This is a genomic window from Mesorhizobium sp. M4A.F.Ca.ET.090.04.2.1 (genome assembly GCF_003999085.1).
Classification (GTDB): Bacteria; Pseudomonadota; Alphaproteobacteria; order Rhizobiales; family Rhizobiaceae; genus Mesorhizobium.
This window is the reverse complement of sequence record NZ_RZOT01000060.1, coordinates 1-16,296: the sequence shown is the minus strand read 5'-3', so window position 1 is coordinate 16,296 and position 16,296 is coordinate 1. Positions and strand designations below refer to the sequence as shown.

The 16,296-nt window shown below is 64.9% G+C and carries 15 protein-coding genes and 1 pseudogene; 13 read left to right on the top strand and 3 right to left on the bottom strand.

Annotated elements, in window-relative coordinates:
• On the bottom strand, window positions 1-219 hold a 219-nt coding region (locus EN781_RS06955; protein WP_127399875.1), incomplete at its 3' end, for a DUF993 family protein.
• A gap of 238 nt (window positions 220-457) precedes the next feature.
• Between EN781_RS06955 and EN781_RS06950 the strand changes: the two genes are divergently transcribed.
• The 13 genes from EN781_RS06950 (at window position 458) to EN781_RS06890 (ending at window position 15,150) form a co-directional block, all read left to right on the top strand.
• On the top strand, window positions 458-1,498 hold the full coding sequence (locus EN781_RS06950; RefSeq protein WP_126058407.1) for a LacI family DNA-binding transcriptional regulator: 1,041 nt from the start codon (window positions 458-460) through the stop codon (window positions 1,496-1,498).
• Window positions 1,495-2,511 carry a Gfo/Idh/MocA family oxidoreductase gene (locus tag EN781_RS06945; protein WP_126058406.1) on the top strand — a complete coding sequence of 339 codons (1,017 nt, stop codon included), beginning with the start codon at window positions 1,495-1,497 and terminating at the stop codon, window positions 2,509-2,511. Before EN781_RS06950 ends, EN781_RS06945 begins: the two co-directional genes overlap by 4 nt.
• Window positions 2,508-4,109 carry an acyl CoA:acetate/3-ketoacid CoA transferase gene (locus EN781_RS06940; protein ID WP_126058405.1) on the top strand — a complete coding sequence of 534 codons (1,602 nt, stop codon included), beginning with the start codon at window positions 2,508-2,510 and terminating at the stop codon, window positions 4,107-4,109. The genes EN781_RS06945 and EN781_RS06940 overlap by 4 nt, the downstream gene beginning before the upstream one ends.
• Entirely contained in the window at window positions 4,102-4,878 is a 777-nt protein-coding gene (locus EN781_RS06935; RefSeq protein ID WP_126058404.1) for an enoyl-CoA hydratase/isomerase family protein, read from the top strand. Before EN781_RS06940 ends, EN781_RS06935 begins: the two co-directional genes overlap by 8 nt.
• Before the next feature lie 9 nt (window positions 4,879-4,887).
• A complete protein-coding gene (locus EN781_RS06930; protein WP_127399874.1) occupies window positions 4,888-6,399 on the top strand; it encodes an aldehyde dehydrogenase family protein in 1,512 nt (503 codons plus the stop codon).
• 60 nt (window positions 6,400-6,459) lie between these two features.
• Window positions 6,460-7,713: an ABC transporter substrate-binding protein gene (locus tag EN781_RS06925; RefSeq protein ID WP_126058402.1), complete on the top strand. Its 1,254-nt coding sequence runs from the start codon at window positions 6,460-6,462 to the stop codon at window positions 7,711-7,713.
• 121 nt (window positions 7,714-7,834) lie between these two features.
• Entirely contained in the window at window positions 7,835-8,794 is a 960-nt protein-coding gene (locus EN781_RS06920; RefSeq protein WP_126058401.1) for a sugar ABC transporter permease, read from the top strand.
• On the top strand, window positions 8,791-9,735 hold the full coding sequence (locus tag EN781_RS06915) for a carbohydrate ABC transporter permease (protein ID WP_126058400.1): 945 nt from the start codon (window positions 8,791-8,793) through the stop codon (window positions 9,733-9,735). The genes EN781_RS06920 and EN781_RS06915 overlap by 4 nt, the downstream gene beginning before the upstream one ends.
• A gap of 4 nt (window positions 9,736-9,739) precedes the next feature.
• On the top strand, window positions 9,740-10,855 hold the full coding sequence (locus tag EN781_RS06910; RefSeq protein WP_126058399.1) for an ABC transporter ATP-binding protein: 1,116 nt from the start codon (window positions 9,740-9,742) through the stop codon (window positions 10,853-10,855).
• 68 nt (window positions 10,856-10,923) lie between these two features.
• On the top strand, window positions 10,924-12,426 hold the full coding sequence (locus EN781_RS06905) for a GMC family oxidoreductase (protein ID WP_126058398.1): 1,503 nt from the start codon (window positions 10,924-10,926) through the stop codon (window positions 12,424-12,426).
• On the top strand, window positions 12,423-13,184 hold the full coding sequence (locus EN781_RS06900; protein WP_126058397.1) for a 3-ketoacyl-ACP reductase: 762 nt from the start codon (window positions 12,423-12,425) through the stop codon (window positions 13,182-13,184). Before EN781_RS06905 ends, EN781_RS06900 begins: the two co-directional genes overlap by 4 nt.
• A 12-nt stretch (window positions 13,185-13,196) precedes the next feature.
• Complete coding sequence (locus EN781_RS06895) at window positions 13,197-14,825, top strand: GMC family oxidoreductase N-terminal domain-containing protein (protein WP_127399873.1); 1,629 nt, start codon at window positions 13,197-13,199, stop codon at window positions 14,823-14,825.
• Window positions 14,826-14,835: 10 nt separating this feature from the next.
• A complete protein-coding gene (locus EN781_RS06890) occupies window positions 14,836-15,150 on the top strand; it encodes a Dabb family protein (RefSeq protein WP_126058396.1) in 315 nt (104 codons plus the stop codon).
• Between the two features lie 12 nt (window positions 15,151-15,162).
• Here EN781_RS06890 and EN781_RS06885 read toward each other — a convergent pair whose 3' ends face one another.
• The gene (locus tag EN781_RS06885) at window positions 15,163-16,008 is read right to left on the bottom strand and encodes an EamA family transporter (protein ID WP_126058395.1); all 846 of its coding nucleotides are present in this window, start codon (window positions 16,006-16,008) and stop codon (window positions 15,163-15,165) included.
• A 7-nt stretch (window positions 16,009-16,015) separates the two neighbouring features.
• Window positions 16,016-16,296: pseudogene (locus EN781_RS06880) on the bottom strand (EEP domain-containing protein); the annotation flags it as partial.

The window sequence follows — 16,296 nt, the reverse complement described above, 5'->3', positions numbered from 1 at the left end:
GAAGCCGAGCCGCCACAGGTGATGGCGGAACGCCATCGTCCTGTCCCAGTCGACGACGGGCAGCGACCACGGGTCGGTCATGGCGAGGGGGTCGGCGACGACATGGGCGGCGGCATAGGCGACGCGCGAAAACCGCGCCCCGGCAACCGGCTGCGCGGGCCGACCGACAAGCCGGTAGCTGGCGCGGCGGCCACCCTCCTCGGGCAAGGTGATGTCCATGAAACTCTCCCTTTGGCAGCGCCTATAGATGGAACGTTCCAATAAATCAAGAAGCTTTATGATTTTTGCTCTGGCACGCCGAAATGCTGCATCGCAACACGATTTCCCTTGTCGCATAAGGTGTTGACACGGTCGAATTGTCGATTTTTTCGTTTTTCAGAAATCCGGATTGACTCTCCTCGCGCCTCATGATTAGAACGTTCCAATAGATTTGACCAGTTGGGGAGGAGCGATCTGGATGGCCAGCCGGGCCAAGGCGACGATACTCGACATCGCCCGTGAAGCGGGCGTGTCCAAGTCGACGGTATCGCTCGTACTGCAGGGCAGCGGGCTGATCCGGCCCGAGACAGCGGTCAAGGTGCGCAAGGCGATCGAGGATGTCGGCTATGTTTACAACCGCGGCGCCGCCAATCTGCGCAAGGCTCACTCCAACGTCATCGGCATGGTCATCAACGATCTCACCAATCCCTTCTTCACCGAACTGGCGGTCGGCATGGAGCGCGTCTTCCAGTCGGCCGGCATCGTGCCCTTCATCGCCAATACGGCCGAGAACCCGGTGCGCCAGGAAGAAGTGCTGAAATCGCTGATGGAGCAGGGCGTCGCCGGGCTGATCGTGTCGCCGGCGCGCGGCACCACGCCGGGCGCCTTCCGCCGCATCGAGACAGCCGGCGTTCCGGTTGTCTTTGCCATGCGCCGTTTGCCAGAGAGCCGCATCCCGGTGATCGCGCCCGACAATCATCGCGGCGCCTTTCTCGCCACCGCCCATCTGATCGGCAAGGGCCATCGCCGGCTGGCCTTCTTCGGCGGTTCTTCCGACCTCGTGGTCTGTCACGAGCGGCTGGGCGGTTTCCGCGAGGCCTGCGCGACGCTTGGCATTGCCGCTGGCGACATCTTGGTCTTCGAAGGCGAGACCAGCCGCAAGGGCGGCATCGCCTGCCTGGATACCGCTATCGCCATGGCCGAGCCGCCGACGGCCGCACTTTGCTTCAACGACGCGGTCGCCTTTGGCGCCATGCTGGCGCTGCGCAAGCACGGACTGGAGCCCGGCGCGGATTTTGCCGTTGTCGGCTTCGACGACGTGACCGAGGCCGAACACTACATGCCCGCGCTGACCAGCGTCGCGGTCGATGCGGCCGGTCTCGGCGAGCGCGCCGCCCATGCCATGCTGAAGATGATCCAGTCGCGCACCACCCGCGCCGAGGACCACATCGGCGCGGTCAACCTGGTGGTCAGGGAAAGCTGCGGGCCGGATCGCTCGGGAATGGGAGACGCGGCATGACCGTCCGATGGGGACTGATCGGCGCCAGCACGATCGCCAAACAGTTCATGATCAACGCCATCCGCGCGCAACGCGAGGGCGAGGTGGTTGCGGTGATGAGCTCCAGCCCCGAGCGCGCCAACACCTATGCCGGCGAGAACGGCATTCCGCGCGCCGTCTCAACGCTCGCCGATCTGCTCAGCGCCGGCGTCGACGCCGTCTACATCTCGACCACCAACGAGCTGCATCTCGAACAGGCGCTTGCCGCGATCGAGGCGGGCAAGCATGTGCTGTGCGAAAAGCCGCTGGCGCTGACCAGCTCCGATGCGAGGAAGATGGTGGCGGCCGCCAACGCTGCCGGCGTCGTGCTCGGCACCAACCATCATCTGCGCAATGCTGGCGCGCATCGCGCCATGCGCGAGGCGATCGCCGCCGGCAGGATCGGCAAGCCAATCGCCGCGCGCGTCTTCCATTCCGTCTTTCTGCCGGAAAACCTGCAGGGCTGGCGCATCAGCAAGCCCGAGGCCGGCGGCGGCGTGGTGCTCGACATCACCGTGCACGATGCCGACACGCTGCGCTTCGTGCTCGGCGACGATCCGGTCGAGATTTCCGCCTTCACGCAAGCCGCAGGCATGGCCGGCAGCGGGCTGGAGGACGGCGCCATGTGCATCTGGCGCTTCAAATCAGGTGTCATTGCCCAGTCGCATGAGGGCTTCACGACGAAATTCGCCGGCACCGGCTTCGAGGTGCACGGCTCGGAAGGCTCGCTGTTCGCCACCAATGTGATGACGCAGAAGCCGGTCGGCTCGGTGCTGCTGCGCACGGCAAGCGGCGAGGAAGATTTAAGCTTCGACCGCGAGGACCTCTACACGCGCTCGCTGCGCCAGTTCCATGCCGCGATCCGCGGCGAAGGCCGGCCTTCCGCCACCGGCGAGGACGGTGTTTGGTCGCTGGCCGCGGCTGAAGCCGCGCTGCAATCGGCCAAATCGGGCAAGGCCGTCACCATCGATCCGAAACTCGGGAGCGCGGCGTGAGCAAGGTCATTTCCGCGGCGCAGGCTGCAAGCCTGATCAAGGACCGTATGGTCGTATCGGTGTCGTCGTCGAGCGGCCTCGGCTGCCCGGACGCAGTGCTTGCCGCGATCGGCGAGCGCTTCGACGCCGAAGGCCACCCGAAGGCCATCACCACGTTGCACCCCATCGCCGCCGGCGACATGTACGGCATCAAGGGCATCGATCATCTGGCGAAACCCGGCCTGTTGAAGCGCACGCTTTGCGGCTCCTACCCTTCCGGCCCGTCATCCGCCGAGCCGCCGCAGATCTGGAAGATGATCGGCGACAATTCGGTCGAGGCCTACAATGTGCCGTCCGGCATCCTGTTCGACATGCACCGCGAGGCCGCCGCCAAGCGGCCGGGGGTGCTGACCAAGGTCGGTCTCGACACCTTCGCCGACCCCCGCCACCAAGGCTGCGCCATGAACGCGGCGGCCAGCGAGCCGATCGTATCGGTGCAGCAGTTCGATGGCGAGGAATGGCTCTATTTCCGCGCCATCGTTCCCAACGTCTCGATCATCCGCGCCACCACCGCCGACGAGCGCGGCAACCTCACCTATGAGCACGAAGGCGCCTATCTCGGCGGGCTGGAGCAGGCTCTCGCCGCCCGCAACAATGGCGGTGTCGTCATCGCGCAGGTCAAGCGCGTCGTCGAGAACGGCACGCTGAAGCCGCACGACGTCCGTGTGCCTGGCGTGCTCGTCGACCACATCGTCGTCGCGCCCGACCAGTTGCAGACGACGCTGACCCCTTACGATCCGGCGATCTCCGGCGAGATCTTCCGGCCGCTGTCGACCTTCCGCAACGCGGAGATGAACGTCCAGAAGGTGATCGCGCGCCGCGTCGCCATGGAGTTGCGCGACGGCATGGCCGTCAACATCGGCTTCGGCATCTCCGCCAACGTGCCGCGCATCCTTCTGGAGGAAGGCCAGCACGGCAAGGTCACCTGGGTGATCGAGCAGGGCGCCGTAGGCGGCGTGCCGCTGCTCGACTTCAAGTTCGGCTGCGCCTCCAATGCCGAGGCGATCATGCCCTCCCCGCACCAGTTCATCTACTTCCAGGCCGGCGGCTTCGACGCCTCGCTCTTGTCCTTCCTGCAGATCGACCGCCATGGCTCGGTCAATGTCTCGAAGCTTTCGGCGCGGCCGCATGTCACCGCCGGTGCCGGCGGTTTCGTCGACATCACCTCGCGGGCGAAGAAGATCGTCTTCTCCGGCTTCTTCAACGCCGGCGCCAGGCTGTCGCTGGCTGACGGCGGCATCCGCATCGACCAGGAAGGCAAGGTCAAGAAGGTCGTCGAAGAGGTCGAGCACATCTCCTTCTCCGGCAAGCGCGCGGTCGCGCAAGGGCAGGACATCACCTATGTCACCGAGCGCTGCGTGATGAAGCTGACGCCCGACGGGTTGAAGGTGACCGAGTTGGCGCCCGGCATCGATCTGGAACGCGATGTGCTGGCGCAGGCCGATATTCCGCTCGGTATTGCCAATGACCTCAAGGTGACGCCGGCGTCGCTCTACCAGGATCGGCCGATCGGCCTATCGCTGAATGGCGGCGCTTCGCTCGGAGGCGCGCATGGCTGAACGTCTCGTCAGCTTCGAACAGGACGGCGCCATCGGCTTCGTCACGCTGCGCCGGCCGGAAAAGTTCAACGCGCTGGACATTCCGATGCTGCGCGCGCTCGAAGCGGCGCTTGACGAGGCGGAGCTGGCTGAGGGCGTGCGTGTCGTGCTCGTCCGTGGCGAAGGCAAGGGCTTTTGCGCCGGCGGCGACGTCGAGGCCTGGGCACAATTGAGCGCCGCCGATTTCCAGGTGCAATGGGTCCGCTATGGCCACCGTGTCTTCGACCGGCTGGCGCGGCTCAGGCAGCCGACCATCGCCGTGCTGTCCGGCCATGCGCTGGGCGGCGGGCTGGAGCTGGCGGTGGCCTGCGATTTCCGCGTCGCGGAGACACAGGTGAAGCTCGGCTTTCCCGAAACCTCGATCGGCGTCGTTCCCGGTTGGTCTGGCACGCAGCGCGCCGTGCGCCGCTTCGGCGCGCAGACGGTGCGGCGCATGGCCATCGGAGGCGAAGTCCTGCTGGCGAGCGAAGCGCTTGCGCTCGGCGTTGTCGACCGCGTCGTCGAGACCGGCAAAGCGCTCGCCGACGCCAAGATATGGGGAGAAAAGATCGCCGAGCGCGGACCGCTGGCGATCGAAGCTGCAAAGCTGATGATCGCGGTCGCCGAAGGCGAGGAGAGTGCTGCAGCCACGGAAGCGCTGGCCAGCGGCTTCATCGCGCTGACCGGCGACCTCAAGGCCGGCGTCGATGCCTTCAAGGCCAAGCAGAAGCCGGCCTTTTCGAGGTCCTAGAGGAATCCGATGAACGCACCCCTCAAGATTTCCATGCCGGCCGAGGCGTCCGCGGCGCCGAAGACCTACAAGCTGCTGATCGACGGCAAGCATGTCGGGGCCCGCGACGGCCGCGTGCTGGAGCGCAGAAGCCCCGGCCACGGCTTTACCGTCTCGCACTATGCTCAGGCCGGCGAAGCGGAAGTCGAGACCGCGGTGACCGCCGCGCACAGGGCCTTCGAGGCCGGCCCCTGGCCGCGCATGAAGGCATCCGAGCGCGCCGCCATCCTGCTCAAGGCGGCCGACCTGATCGAGGTCCGGCTGGAAGAGATCGCCAGGCTCGACGCGCTGGAATCCGGCAAGCCGATCGCCCAGGCGCGCGGCGAGATCGGCGGCGCCGTCGACATCTGGCGCTATGCCGCCTCGCTCGCCCGCACGCTGCACGGCGAGAGCTATGCCAATCTCGGCGACGCGATGCTCGGCGTCGTGCTGCGCGAGCCGATCGGTGTCGTCTCGATCATCACGCCGTGGAATTTCCCCTTCCTGATCGTCAGCCAGAAACTGCCCTTCGCGCTCGCCGCCGGCTGCACGGCGGTGGTGAAGCCAAGCGAGATGACCTCGGCCTCGACGTTCGTGCTCGGCGACATCCTGCTCGAAGCAGGCCCCCCCGCCGGTGCCGTCAACATCCTGGCCGGCCTGGGCAGCGATGTCGGCGCGCCGATGGTCAACCATCCGCTGGTCGAGATGGTGTCTTTCACGGGCTCCACCCGCGTCGGCAAGATGACGATGGCTGCCGCCTCGAACTCCCTGAAGAAGGTGTCGATGGAGCTCGGTGGCAAGAACGGCCAGATCGTCTTCCCCGACGCCGATCTGGAAGCGGCGGCGGATGCCGCGGTGTTCGGCGGCTTCTTTAACGCCGGCGAATGCTGCAACGCCGGCAGCCGGCTGATCGTACATGAGGCGATCGCCGACGACTTCCTCGCGACCGTCAAGGCGTTGACCGCCAGGGTGACGGTTGGCGATCCGCTCGACGACCGCACCAAGGTCGGCGCAATGATTTCCACCGACCATCTGACCAAGGTAGCCGGCTATGTAACGGCGGCGGCCGGAGACGGCGGCTCTGTTTATGCGGGCGGCAGCCAGCTCGCCTCAAATGCCGGCCAATATCTCGATCCGACCATCATTCGCGGCGTGACCGAGGACATGGCGATCGCACGCGAGGAAGTGTTCGGGCCCGTGCTCTCCGCGCTAACCTTTGACTCGATTGAAAGGGCGTTGCACATCGCCAACAACACGCCCTATGGTTTGTCGGCGGGTGTGTGGAGCGCCAGCATCGACACCTGCATGTCGGTGGCGCGGAGTGTGCGTTCGGGGACTGTTTGGGTGAACACGTTCATGGAAGGTTACCCCGAGCTGCCGTTCGGGGGCTACAAACAGTCCGGTCTCGGACGTGAACTCGGCAAGCGCGCTGTCGAGGACTATACAGAGGAAAAGACAATCCAGTTTCATCGCGGCCAGCGCACCGGTTGGTGGGTCGGCTGAGTTGGGAAGACCCCGGCGGACATCCGTCGGTTGTGTGCATTGCAACAAGGGAGGAACCACATGTTGCGCAAACTGCTTATCGGAACGGCTCTTGCGTCGACCTTTGCGTTTTCGGCGCATGCCGCCGACGTCAAGGAAGTGCAGATGCTGCATTGGTGGACGTCGGGCGGCGAAGCGGCTGCTCTGAACGTCCTCAAGGAGGATCTGTCCAAGGAAGGCTATGCCTGGAAGGACGTGCCGGTGGCCGGCGGCGGCGGCGACGCCGCCATGACGGCGCTGAAAGCCATGGTCGCGGCCGGCAACTATCCGACCGCCTCGCAGATGCTCGGCTATACCGTGCTCGACTATGCCGCTGCCGGCGTCATGGGCGATCTGACCGAGACCGCCAAGAAGGAAGGCTGGGACAAGTCGGTTCCGGCAGCCCTGCAGAAATTCTCGGTCTACGACGGCAAGTGGGTCGCGGCTCCGGTCAACGTCCACTCGGTCAACTGGCTGTGGATCAACAAGGCGGTGATGGACAAGATCGGCGGCGCCGAGCCGAAGACCTTCGATGACTTCGTCGCCTTGCTCGACAAGGCCAAGGCCGCGGGCGTCATCCCGCTCGCGCTCGGCGGTCAGAACTGGCAGGAAGCTACGATGTTCGACTCCGTCGTGCTGTCGACTGGCGGGCCGGAGTTCTACAAGAAAGCCTTCAACGACCTCGACGAGGAATCGCTGAAGTCCGACACGATGAAGAAGTCGTTCGACAACCTCGCCAAGCTGGTCACCTATGTCGACCCGAACTTCTCGGGCCGCGACTGGAACCTCGCTACCGCCATGGTCATCAAGGGTGACGCGCTGGTTCAGGTCATGGGCGACTGGGCCAAGGGCGAGTTCCACGCCGCCAAGAAGACCCCGGGCACCGACTTCCTCTGCTATCGCTTCCCGGGCACCGACGGCTCGGTGATCTACAACTCCGACATGTTCGGCATGTTCAACGTTCCGGACGACCGTAAGGCCGCCCAGGCAGCGCTTGCCACCGCCACGCTGTCGAAGAGCTTCCAGTCGGCCTTCAACGTCGTCAAGGGTTCGGTTCCGGCCCGCACCGACGTGCCTGACACCGACTTCGACGCTTGCGGCAAGAAGGGTATCGCCGACCTGAAGGCGGCCAACGAGGGCGGCACGCTGTTCGGTTCGCTGGCCCAGGGCTATGGCGCCCCGCCCGCCGTCGCCAACGCCTACAAGGACGTCGTCTCGAAGTTCGTCCATGGCCAGATCAAGACCTCGGACGAGGCCGTGACCGAGCTGGTCAAGGCGATCGACGACGCCAAGTAAGCGATGCTTGAAACGACCTCCCCGCCCTGGCGGGGAGGTTTCTAAAGAGGCAAGGTCCGGGATTGCCCGGGCTGGCGCTTTGCGCCGGCCGGCCCCCGACGAACCGGTACTGGATGAGCCGATGAGCACAGTAGCCGAAACCACCGCGAAGCTGACACCGGAGCACGACGCCCGCCCAGGAGCGTCCGTTCGCTCGCGACTGCAGGATCTGTTGCCGAAGATCGTGCTGGCGCCGAGCTTCGCTGCGACGATCGTCTTCGTCTATGGCTTCATCCTGTGGACGATCTATCTGTCCTTTACCAACTCCAAGACCTTCCCGTCCTATGCCATCACCGGTGCTCGCGCCTATCAGCGGCTGTGGCGCTGGACCTTCGAGAGCGATCCGCCCTCGAGCTGGTACACCTCGATCACCAACATGGGCATTTTCGGCTTCCTCTATATCTTCATCTGCCTGGCGCTCGGCCTGTTCCTGGCCATCCTGCTCGACCAGAAGATCCGCGGCGAAGGCATGCTCAGGCCGATCTACCTCTACCCGATGGCGCTCTCCTTCATCGTCACCGGCGTCGCCTGGAAATGGTTCCTCGATCCCGGCCTCGGCCTCGAGCAGACGCTGCACCAGTGGGGCTGGACGAGCTTCCATTTCGACTGGATCAAGAACAAGGATTTCGTCATCTACACCGTGGTCATCGCTGGAGTCTGGCAGGCCTCCGGCTTCATCATGGCGATGTTCCTGGCCGGCTTGCGCGGCATCGACGGTGAGATCATGAAGGCGGCGCAGATCGACGGCGCCACCACCTTCCAGCTCTACCGCCGCATCGTCATTCCGCTGCTGCGGCCAGTGTTCCTGTCGGCCTTCATCGTGCTCGCCCACCTCGCCATCAAGTCCTATGACCTGGTGGTGGCGCTGACCAGCGGCGGACCGGGCGGTTCGGCCTGGCTGCCGTCCAACTTCATGTACGAGTTCACCTTCAAGCGCAACGAGATGGCCGTCGGCTCGGCGAGCGCCGTGATCATGCTGATGACGCTGACCGCGATCATTGTGCCTTATCTCTATTCCGAGCTCAGGGAGAAGCCGCGATGAGCGCCGTTGCCTCACCGACCCGCCCGGCCACCGGCGGCATCAGCGCCAGGACGATCAACCGGATCGTCATCTACGGGCTGCTCGCGCTCTTCGCGATCTTCTACCTGATGCCGCTCTTCGTCATGCTTGTCACCTCGTTCAAGACCATGGACGAGATTCAGAACGGCAACATGCTGGCACTGCCGCAAGCGCCGACGTTCGACCCGTGGTGGAAAGCCTGGGGCGAGGCCTGCGTCGGTCTCACCTGCGCCGGCATCAAGGGCTACTTCTGGAACTCCATCAAGATGGTGGTTCCGGCAGTGCTGATCTCGACGCTGCTCGGCGCCCTCAACGGCTACGTGCTGACCAAATGGCGCTTCCGCGGCCACACGCTGGTCTTCGCGATGATGCTGTTCGCCTGCTTCATCCCGTTCCAGTCGGTGCTGCTGCCGATGGCGACGATCCTCGGCAGCATCGGCCGCTTCGGCGTCACATTGCAGAACGCGACCGGGTTCAATTTCGGCCTCGGCAATTCGACGGTGAACCTGGTCTTCGTCCATGTCGTCTACGGCCTCGGCTTCACCACGCTGTTCTTCCGCAATTACTACGAGGCCTTTCCGACCGAACTGATCAAGGCGGCGCAGGTCGACGGCGCCTCCTTCTTCCAGATCTTCCGCCGCATCATGCTGCCGAACTCGATGCCGATCTTCGTCGTCACCGTGATCTACCAGTTCACCAACATCTGGAACGACTTCCTGTTCGCTTCCGCCTATGCCGGCACCGGCGACGTCATGCCGATGACGGTGGCGCTGAACAATGTCGTCAACACCTCGACCGGCGTGGTCGAGTACAACGTCAACATGGCGGCGGCGATGATCGCCGCCCTTCCCACCCTTCTCGTCTATGTCGTCGCCGGCCGCTATTTTGTGCGCGGGCTGATGGCCGGTGCGGTCAAAGGATAATCTGATGGCTTTTCTTGAAATTGATGGGCTGAAGAAGCGCTTCGGGAATGTCGAGATCCTGAAGGGCATCAATGTCGAGTTGGAGAAGGGCGGCTTCCTCGTGCTGGTCGGTCCGTCCGGCTGCGGCAAGTCCACGCTGCTCAACACCATCGCCGGGCTGGAGAACATCACCGAGGGCGAGATCCGCGTCGATGGACGCGCTATCAACGATCTCCATCCGTCCAAGCGCGACATCGCCATGGTGTTCCAGAGCTACGCGCTCTATCCGAACATGACGGTGGCCGGAAACATCTCTTTCGGCATGGAGATGCGCGGCGTGCCGGCCGACGAGCGCCAGAAGGCAATCGACAAGGTGGCCAAGGTGCTGCAGATCGGCCACCTCCTGCAGCGCAAGCCAAGCCAGCTCTCCGGCGGCCAGCGCCAGCGCGTCGCCATGGGCCGGGCGCTGGTGCGCGACCCGAAACTGTTCCTGTTCGACGAGCCGCTCTCCAACCTCGACGCCAAGCTGCGCGTCGACATGCGTATCGAGATCAAGCGCCTGCACGCCAACACCGGGACGACGATCGTCTACGTCACCCATGACCAGATCGAGGCGATGACGCTGGCCACCAAGATCGCCGTGATGCGCGACGGAGAGGTGCAGCAGTTCGGCACGCCGGCCGAAATCTACAACAACCCGACCAACATCTTCGTCGCCGATTTCATGGGCTCGCCGGCGATGAACCTGGTGCCGGCGACGATCGGCGGCAATGGCAGTGGGTTGTCCGTGGTGCTGCAGCGCGACGGGCGCGAGCCGATCTTGCTGCCGCTCAGCAACGCGCCGACGGGCCTTTCGGCCTTCCAGGGCAAGCCAGTCATCTTCGGCGTCCGCCCGGAGTCGCTGACCGATCCGGAAGGCGCCGAACGCAATGCCTCCAACATCGCCACAGCGGACTGCCATATCGAGGTGATCGAGCCGGCCGGCTCCGACACCTTCGCCGTCACCAATCTCGGCGGCAAGGCGGTGGTGGCACGGTTGCGCGCCGATGCCAAGATCCAGCCTGGCACCGTGACGCCGCTCGCCTTCAACCTGACCAAGGCTGTGTTCTTCGACCCGGCGACCGAGAAGCGCATTCTCTGATGCATGTCGCCCAAAAGTGGCTCCGGTTTTGGGCCAACGACATGCATCCAAACGAAGATCTTTAGGCCATGGCAAACCCGGATATCGTCATCATCGGCTCCGGCATCGGCGGCGCCACGATCGCCTCCGGTCTGGCTGGCAGTGGCGCCTCGATCCTGATCCTGGAGCGCGGCGAACCTCTGCCTGCGACGCCCGAGACGCGCGACACCCGCGCCATTTTCGTCAATGGCCACTACCGGCCGAAGGAGATGTGGCGCGAAGCGGGCGGCGCCGCCTTCAACCCAGGCAACTACTACTATGTTGGCGGCAATTCGAAATTCTATGGCGCGGTGCTGATCCGCTACCGCAAGGAGGACTTTTCCGCCATGGAGCATTTCGGCGGCGTCTCGCCGGCATGGCCCTTCTCCTATGACGAGTTCGAACCGTGGTATTCGGAGGCCGAGCAGCTCTTTCGCGTGCGTGGGACGCTGGGTGAAGACCCGACCGAGCCGTTCCATTCGATCCCCTATGCCTTCAAGCCGGTCGCCGACGAGGCGCCCATCGCGCGCGCCCGTGCCGAGTTGAAGGGACTCGGCCTGCATCCGGCGTCGCTGCCGCTCGGCGTCGACATCGACGCCTGGCTGAAGGACGGCAGGACGGGGTGGGACGCCTTCCCCAACACCGGCCAGGGCAAGGTCGATGCCCAGACCGGACCGCTGGCGGCGGCCCTTGCGGACCAGAACATCCGTCTCGAGACCGGCGCCCATGTCGACTATCTGGAGGCAGCGCCGGACGGCAAGTCGATCGCCACCATCCACTACACCCAGAGCGGCTCGCAAAAGAAGCTGTCGCCGAAGCTGGTCATTCTTTCGGCCGGAGCGGTCAATTCCGCCGTCATTCTGCTGCGCTCGCCCTCCGCGAAGGGCAAGGGCCTTGCCAACAGTTCCGACCAGGTCGGCCGCAACTTCATGAACCACAATTCGAGCGCCATGCTGGCGATCGATCCGCGCCGCCGCAACGACGCCGTCTACCAGAAGACTCTGATTCTCAACGACTACTACCTGTCGGACGGCAGGGGTGGCAAACCGCTCGGCAATGTGCAACTGCTCGGCAAGATCGACGGCAACATGCTGAGGGCCAATGTGAAGACGGTGCCGAAATTCGCGCTCGACTTCATGGCCGGCCATGCCGTCGACTGGTATCTGATGTGCGAGGACCTGCCCGACCCCGAGAGCCGCATCATGGTCGACGGCAAGGACATCGTCATGCAGTGGCGGCGCTCCAACATGCAGTCGCTGGAAGGCCTGACCAGGGTGATGCGCGAGAATTTCCGCGCCTGCGGCTATCCGATCGTGCTGTCGCGTCCCTTCGACAAGCGCACGCCCTCGCACCAGTGCGGCACGGTGAAGATGGGCAACGACCCAGCAACCTCGCCGCTCGACCCCTTCTGCCGCGCTTACGACCACCAGAACCTGTTCGTCGTCGATGGCGGCTTCCTGCCGACCTCGGCCGCGGTCAACCCGGCGCTGTCGATCGCGGCGCAGGCGCTGCGCGTGGCCGAGCACATCCGCAAGACGGAGCTTGCCGCATGACCCGCCCGGCGGCCATCATCACGGGCGGCGCGCGGGGCATCGGACTGGCCTGCGCCGAGGCATTGGCCGATGCCGGCTTCGACATCCTCGTCGCCGACTTGGCCGACAAGCCTGCCGATGGCCTTGCCAAGAATATCACCGCGCGCGGTTCGAAGTTCGCCTACGCAAGCTGTGATATCGCCGGTCTCGCGGGCCACGCGGCGTTGATCAAAACCGCGAAGAGCGCCTTCGGCCGCATCGATTGCCTGGTCAACAACGCCGGCGTCGGCGCCGTCGTGCGCGGTGATCTGCTGGACCTGAAACCGGAGAACTTCGATCGCGCCCTCGGCATCAATCTGCGCGGTACGGTGTTCCTCAGCCAGGCCGTCGCCAAGGCCATGCTTGGCACACTCGGCGAGCACCCGAAATCGATCGTCACAATCACTTCCGTCAGCGCCGAAGCGGCCTCGCCGGAACGCGCCGACTACTGCGTCTCGAAAGCCGGCCTGTCGATGTGGGTGAAAACCCTGGCGCTGCGACTCGCTGCCGAAGGGATCAGCGTGTTCGAGGTGCGGCCTGGCATCATCCGCACCGACATGACATCAGGCGTTGCCGCCAAATATGAGGCGCTGATCGAAGGCGGTCTGGTGCCAGCCAGACGCTGGGGCGAGGCATCGGATATCGGCGCCGTGGTGGCCGCGCTTGCCAGCGGCAAGTTCGGCTTTTCGACCGGCTCGATCATCAATGTCGACGGTGCGCTCTCCATACCGCGGCTCTGAACGGATGAGACAATGACCGATTACATCATCGTTGGGGCCGGTCCCGCCGGCTGCGTTCTCGCCAACCGGCTCAGCGAGGATCCCTCGAATTCGGTGCTGCTGCTGGAAGCCGGCGGCAAGGACTGGCATCCGCTGATCCACATGCCGGCCGGCTTCGCCAAGATGACCAAGGGCATCGCCTCCTGGGGCTGGTCGACCGTGCCGCAGAAGCACATGAAGGACCGCGTCTTCTGGTACACGCAGGCCAAGGTGGTCGGCGGCGGCTCCTCGATCAACGCCCAGATCTACACGCGCGGCAATGCCCGCGACTACGACGCGTGGGAGAAGGAAGAGGGCCTCGCTGGATGGGCCTATCGCGACGTGCTGCCCTATTTCAAGCGCGCCGAGAACAACCAGCGCTACGCCAACGACTTCCATGGCGACCAGGGGCCCCTCGGCGTCTCCAACCCGATCTCGCCGCTGCCGATCTGCGAGGCCTATTTCCGCGCCGGCCAGGAGATGGGCATCCCCTTCAACCCGGACTTCAATGGCGCCAGCCAGGAGGGCGTCGGCTACTACCAGCTGACCCAGAAGGATGCGCGGCGCTCGTCCGCATCGGTCGCCTATCTGAAGCCGATCCGCGCCCGCAGGAACCTGAGCGTCAGGACAGACGTGCTGGTCACCCGCATCGTCGTCGAGAAGGGCCGCGCCGTTGGTGTCGAGGTCGTCGACAAACCGGGCGGTCAGCCTGCGATCCTGCGCGCCGAGCGCGAGGTGGTCGTCTCCTCCGGCGCCATCGGCTCGCCCAAGCTTCTCATGCAGTCGGGCATCGGACCGGCCGATCATCTGAAGTCGGTCGGCGTGACGCCTATCCATGACCTGCCCGGCGTTGGCTCCAACATGCAGGACCATCTCGACCTGTTCGTCATCGCCGAATGCACCGGCGACCACACCTATGACAACTATGCCAAGCTGCACCGCACGATGTGGGCCGGCCTGCAATATCTGCTGCTGAAGAAGGGGCCGGTGGCCTCCAGCCTGTTCGAGACCGGCGGCTTCTGGTACGCCGACCCGACCGCCGCTTCGCCCGACATCCAGTTCCATCTCGGCCTCGGCTCCGGCATCGAGGCCGGTGTCGAGAAGCTGAAGAATCCGGGCCTCACCTTGAATTCCGCCTTCCTGCGCCCGCGCTCGCGCGGCACGGTGCGGTTGAAGAGCGCCGACCCGGCCGACCATCCGCTGATCGATCCGAACTATTGGTCCGATCCCTACGATCGCGACATGTCGATCAAAGGGCTGCGGCTGGCGCGCGAGATCATGCGCCAGAAGGCGCTTGCCCCCTACGTGCTGCGCGAGGTGCTTCCGGGCCCTGCCCTGCAGAGCGACGGCGACCTGTTCGACTACGCCTGCCGCAGTTCCAAGACCGACCATCATCCGGTCGGCACCTGCCGCATGGGGCATGACGAAATGGCCGTGGTGACGCCGGATCTGAGACTGCGCGGCATCGAGGGCTTGCGCATCTGCGACGCCTCGGTGATGCCGCGCGTTCCCTCCTCCAACACCAATGCGCCGACCATCATGGTCGGCGAAAAGGGCGCCGACCTGATCCTTGGCCGCGAACCTCTGCCGCCGGCCGTTTTCTCCGGCAACCGCGCCGCTTGAGGAGAGAGCCATGATCCGGCACTGCGTCTTTGTCAGATTCCGCCACGACGTCGACGCCTCCGAACGCGCGGCGATCCATGCCGATCTGGAAGCCTTGCGCTGGGCGATCGAAGGGATGGACAAGGTCCAGTTCAGCGCCAATGTCAGTCCGGAACCGTTCGCGCGCGGCTTCAGCCATGGCTTCACCATCGACTTCCGCGACGCCGCCGCCCGCGACGCCTATCTGGTGCACGAGGCGCATCAGCGTGCCGGCGCCCGGCTGGTCGCCGCCCTCGAAGGCGGCACCGACGGGCTGATGGTGGTCGATCTGGAAATTCTCGACTGACCGGCCGAGAAATTACCCCAGACGCAATGCGACGACGCCGGCGACGATGCTGAGCGCCGCGGCGCCGCGCCAGCGCGTCATCTTCTCGCCCAGCGCGACGACCGAGATCAGCATGGCGAACAGGATCGAGGTCTCGCGCAGCGATGCCACCGAGGCGATCGGCGCCTTGGTCATCGCCCACATGACGATCCAGTAGGCGGCGCCGCTGAGCACGCCGGTGAACAGCCCGGCCTTCCAGTCGCGCGCCAACACTGGCAGCGATTGTGGCCCCCGGAAGATGAGACACAGCACCAGCGCCCACGCGGCGTCGCAGACGAACAGCCAGGCGGCATAGCTCAGCGCGTTCGCCGCCAGCCGCGCGCCGCTACCGTCGGACAGCGTATAGCTGGCGATGAAGATCGACGTGCCCAGCGCGAAGCTGACCGCGCGCAGGTTGAACCGCTCCAGATGGACGCCGCCGCGAAACGACATTACCAGCGTGCCGGCCGACAACAGCAGGATACCGAGAATGGCGAGCGACGCGGGAACCTCCCGCACCACCACCATACCGCCAAGGGCGGAGAGCAGCGGTGCAGTACCGCGCGCCAGCGGATAGGTCTGGGCGAAATCGCCGGCCTTGTAGGCGCCGATCAGGAAGGTCCGGTAGCCCATGTGAAAGAAGACCGAGGCGAGAATGAATGGCCACACTTCGGCCTTCGGGAACTCGACGAAGGGCAGCACGAACAGCGCGGCAAATCCCATGCCCAATGTCATCAGCGTGATCGACAGGAAACGGTCGAGATGCACCTTGACCAGTGCGTTCCAGATCGCGTGCATGGCGGCCGCGCTAAGAACCGCGAAGAAGACGAAAAGCGTCATGCCCGCTTCATCCGCCTCCGGAGACTGCGGCAAGGCAGGGCGTTTCGAGGTCAATATCGACCCTCAGCGGAAAATGGTCGGACGCGATCTCGCCAATGTCGGCGCCGACCGAGCGCACGCGCGTGGCGAGCATGCCGCCGACGAAGCAATGGTCGAGCCGACGCTTTGACAGCCCGCCGTCGATGATTTTTTCATGGGTGTGGAAATCGGCCACCGGCTCGCTTGCAGCGGCGGCGGCATCGATGAAGCCGTCGCGATAGACCGCACCCCGATGGTAGGGCGTGCTGC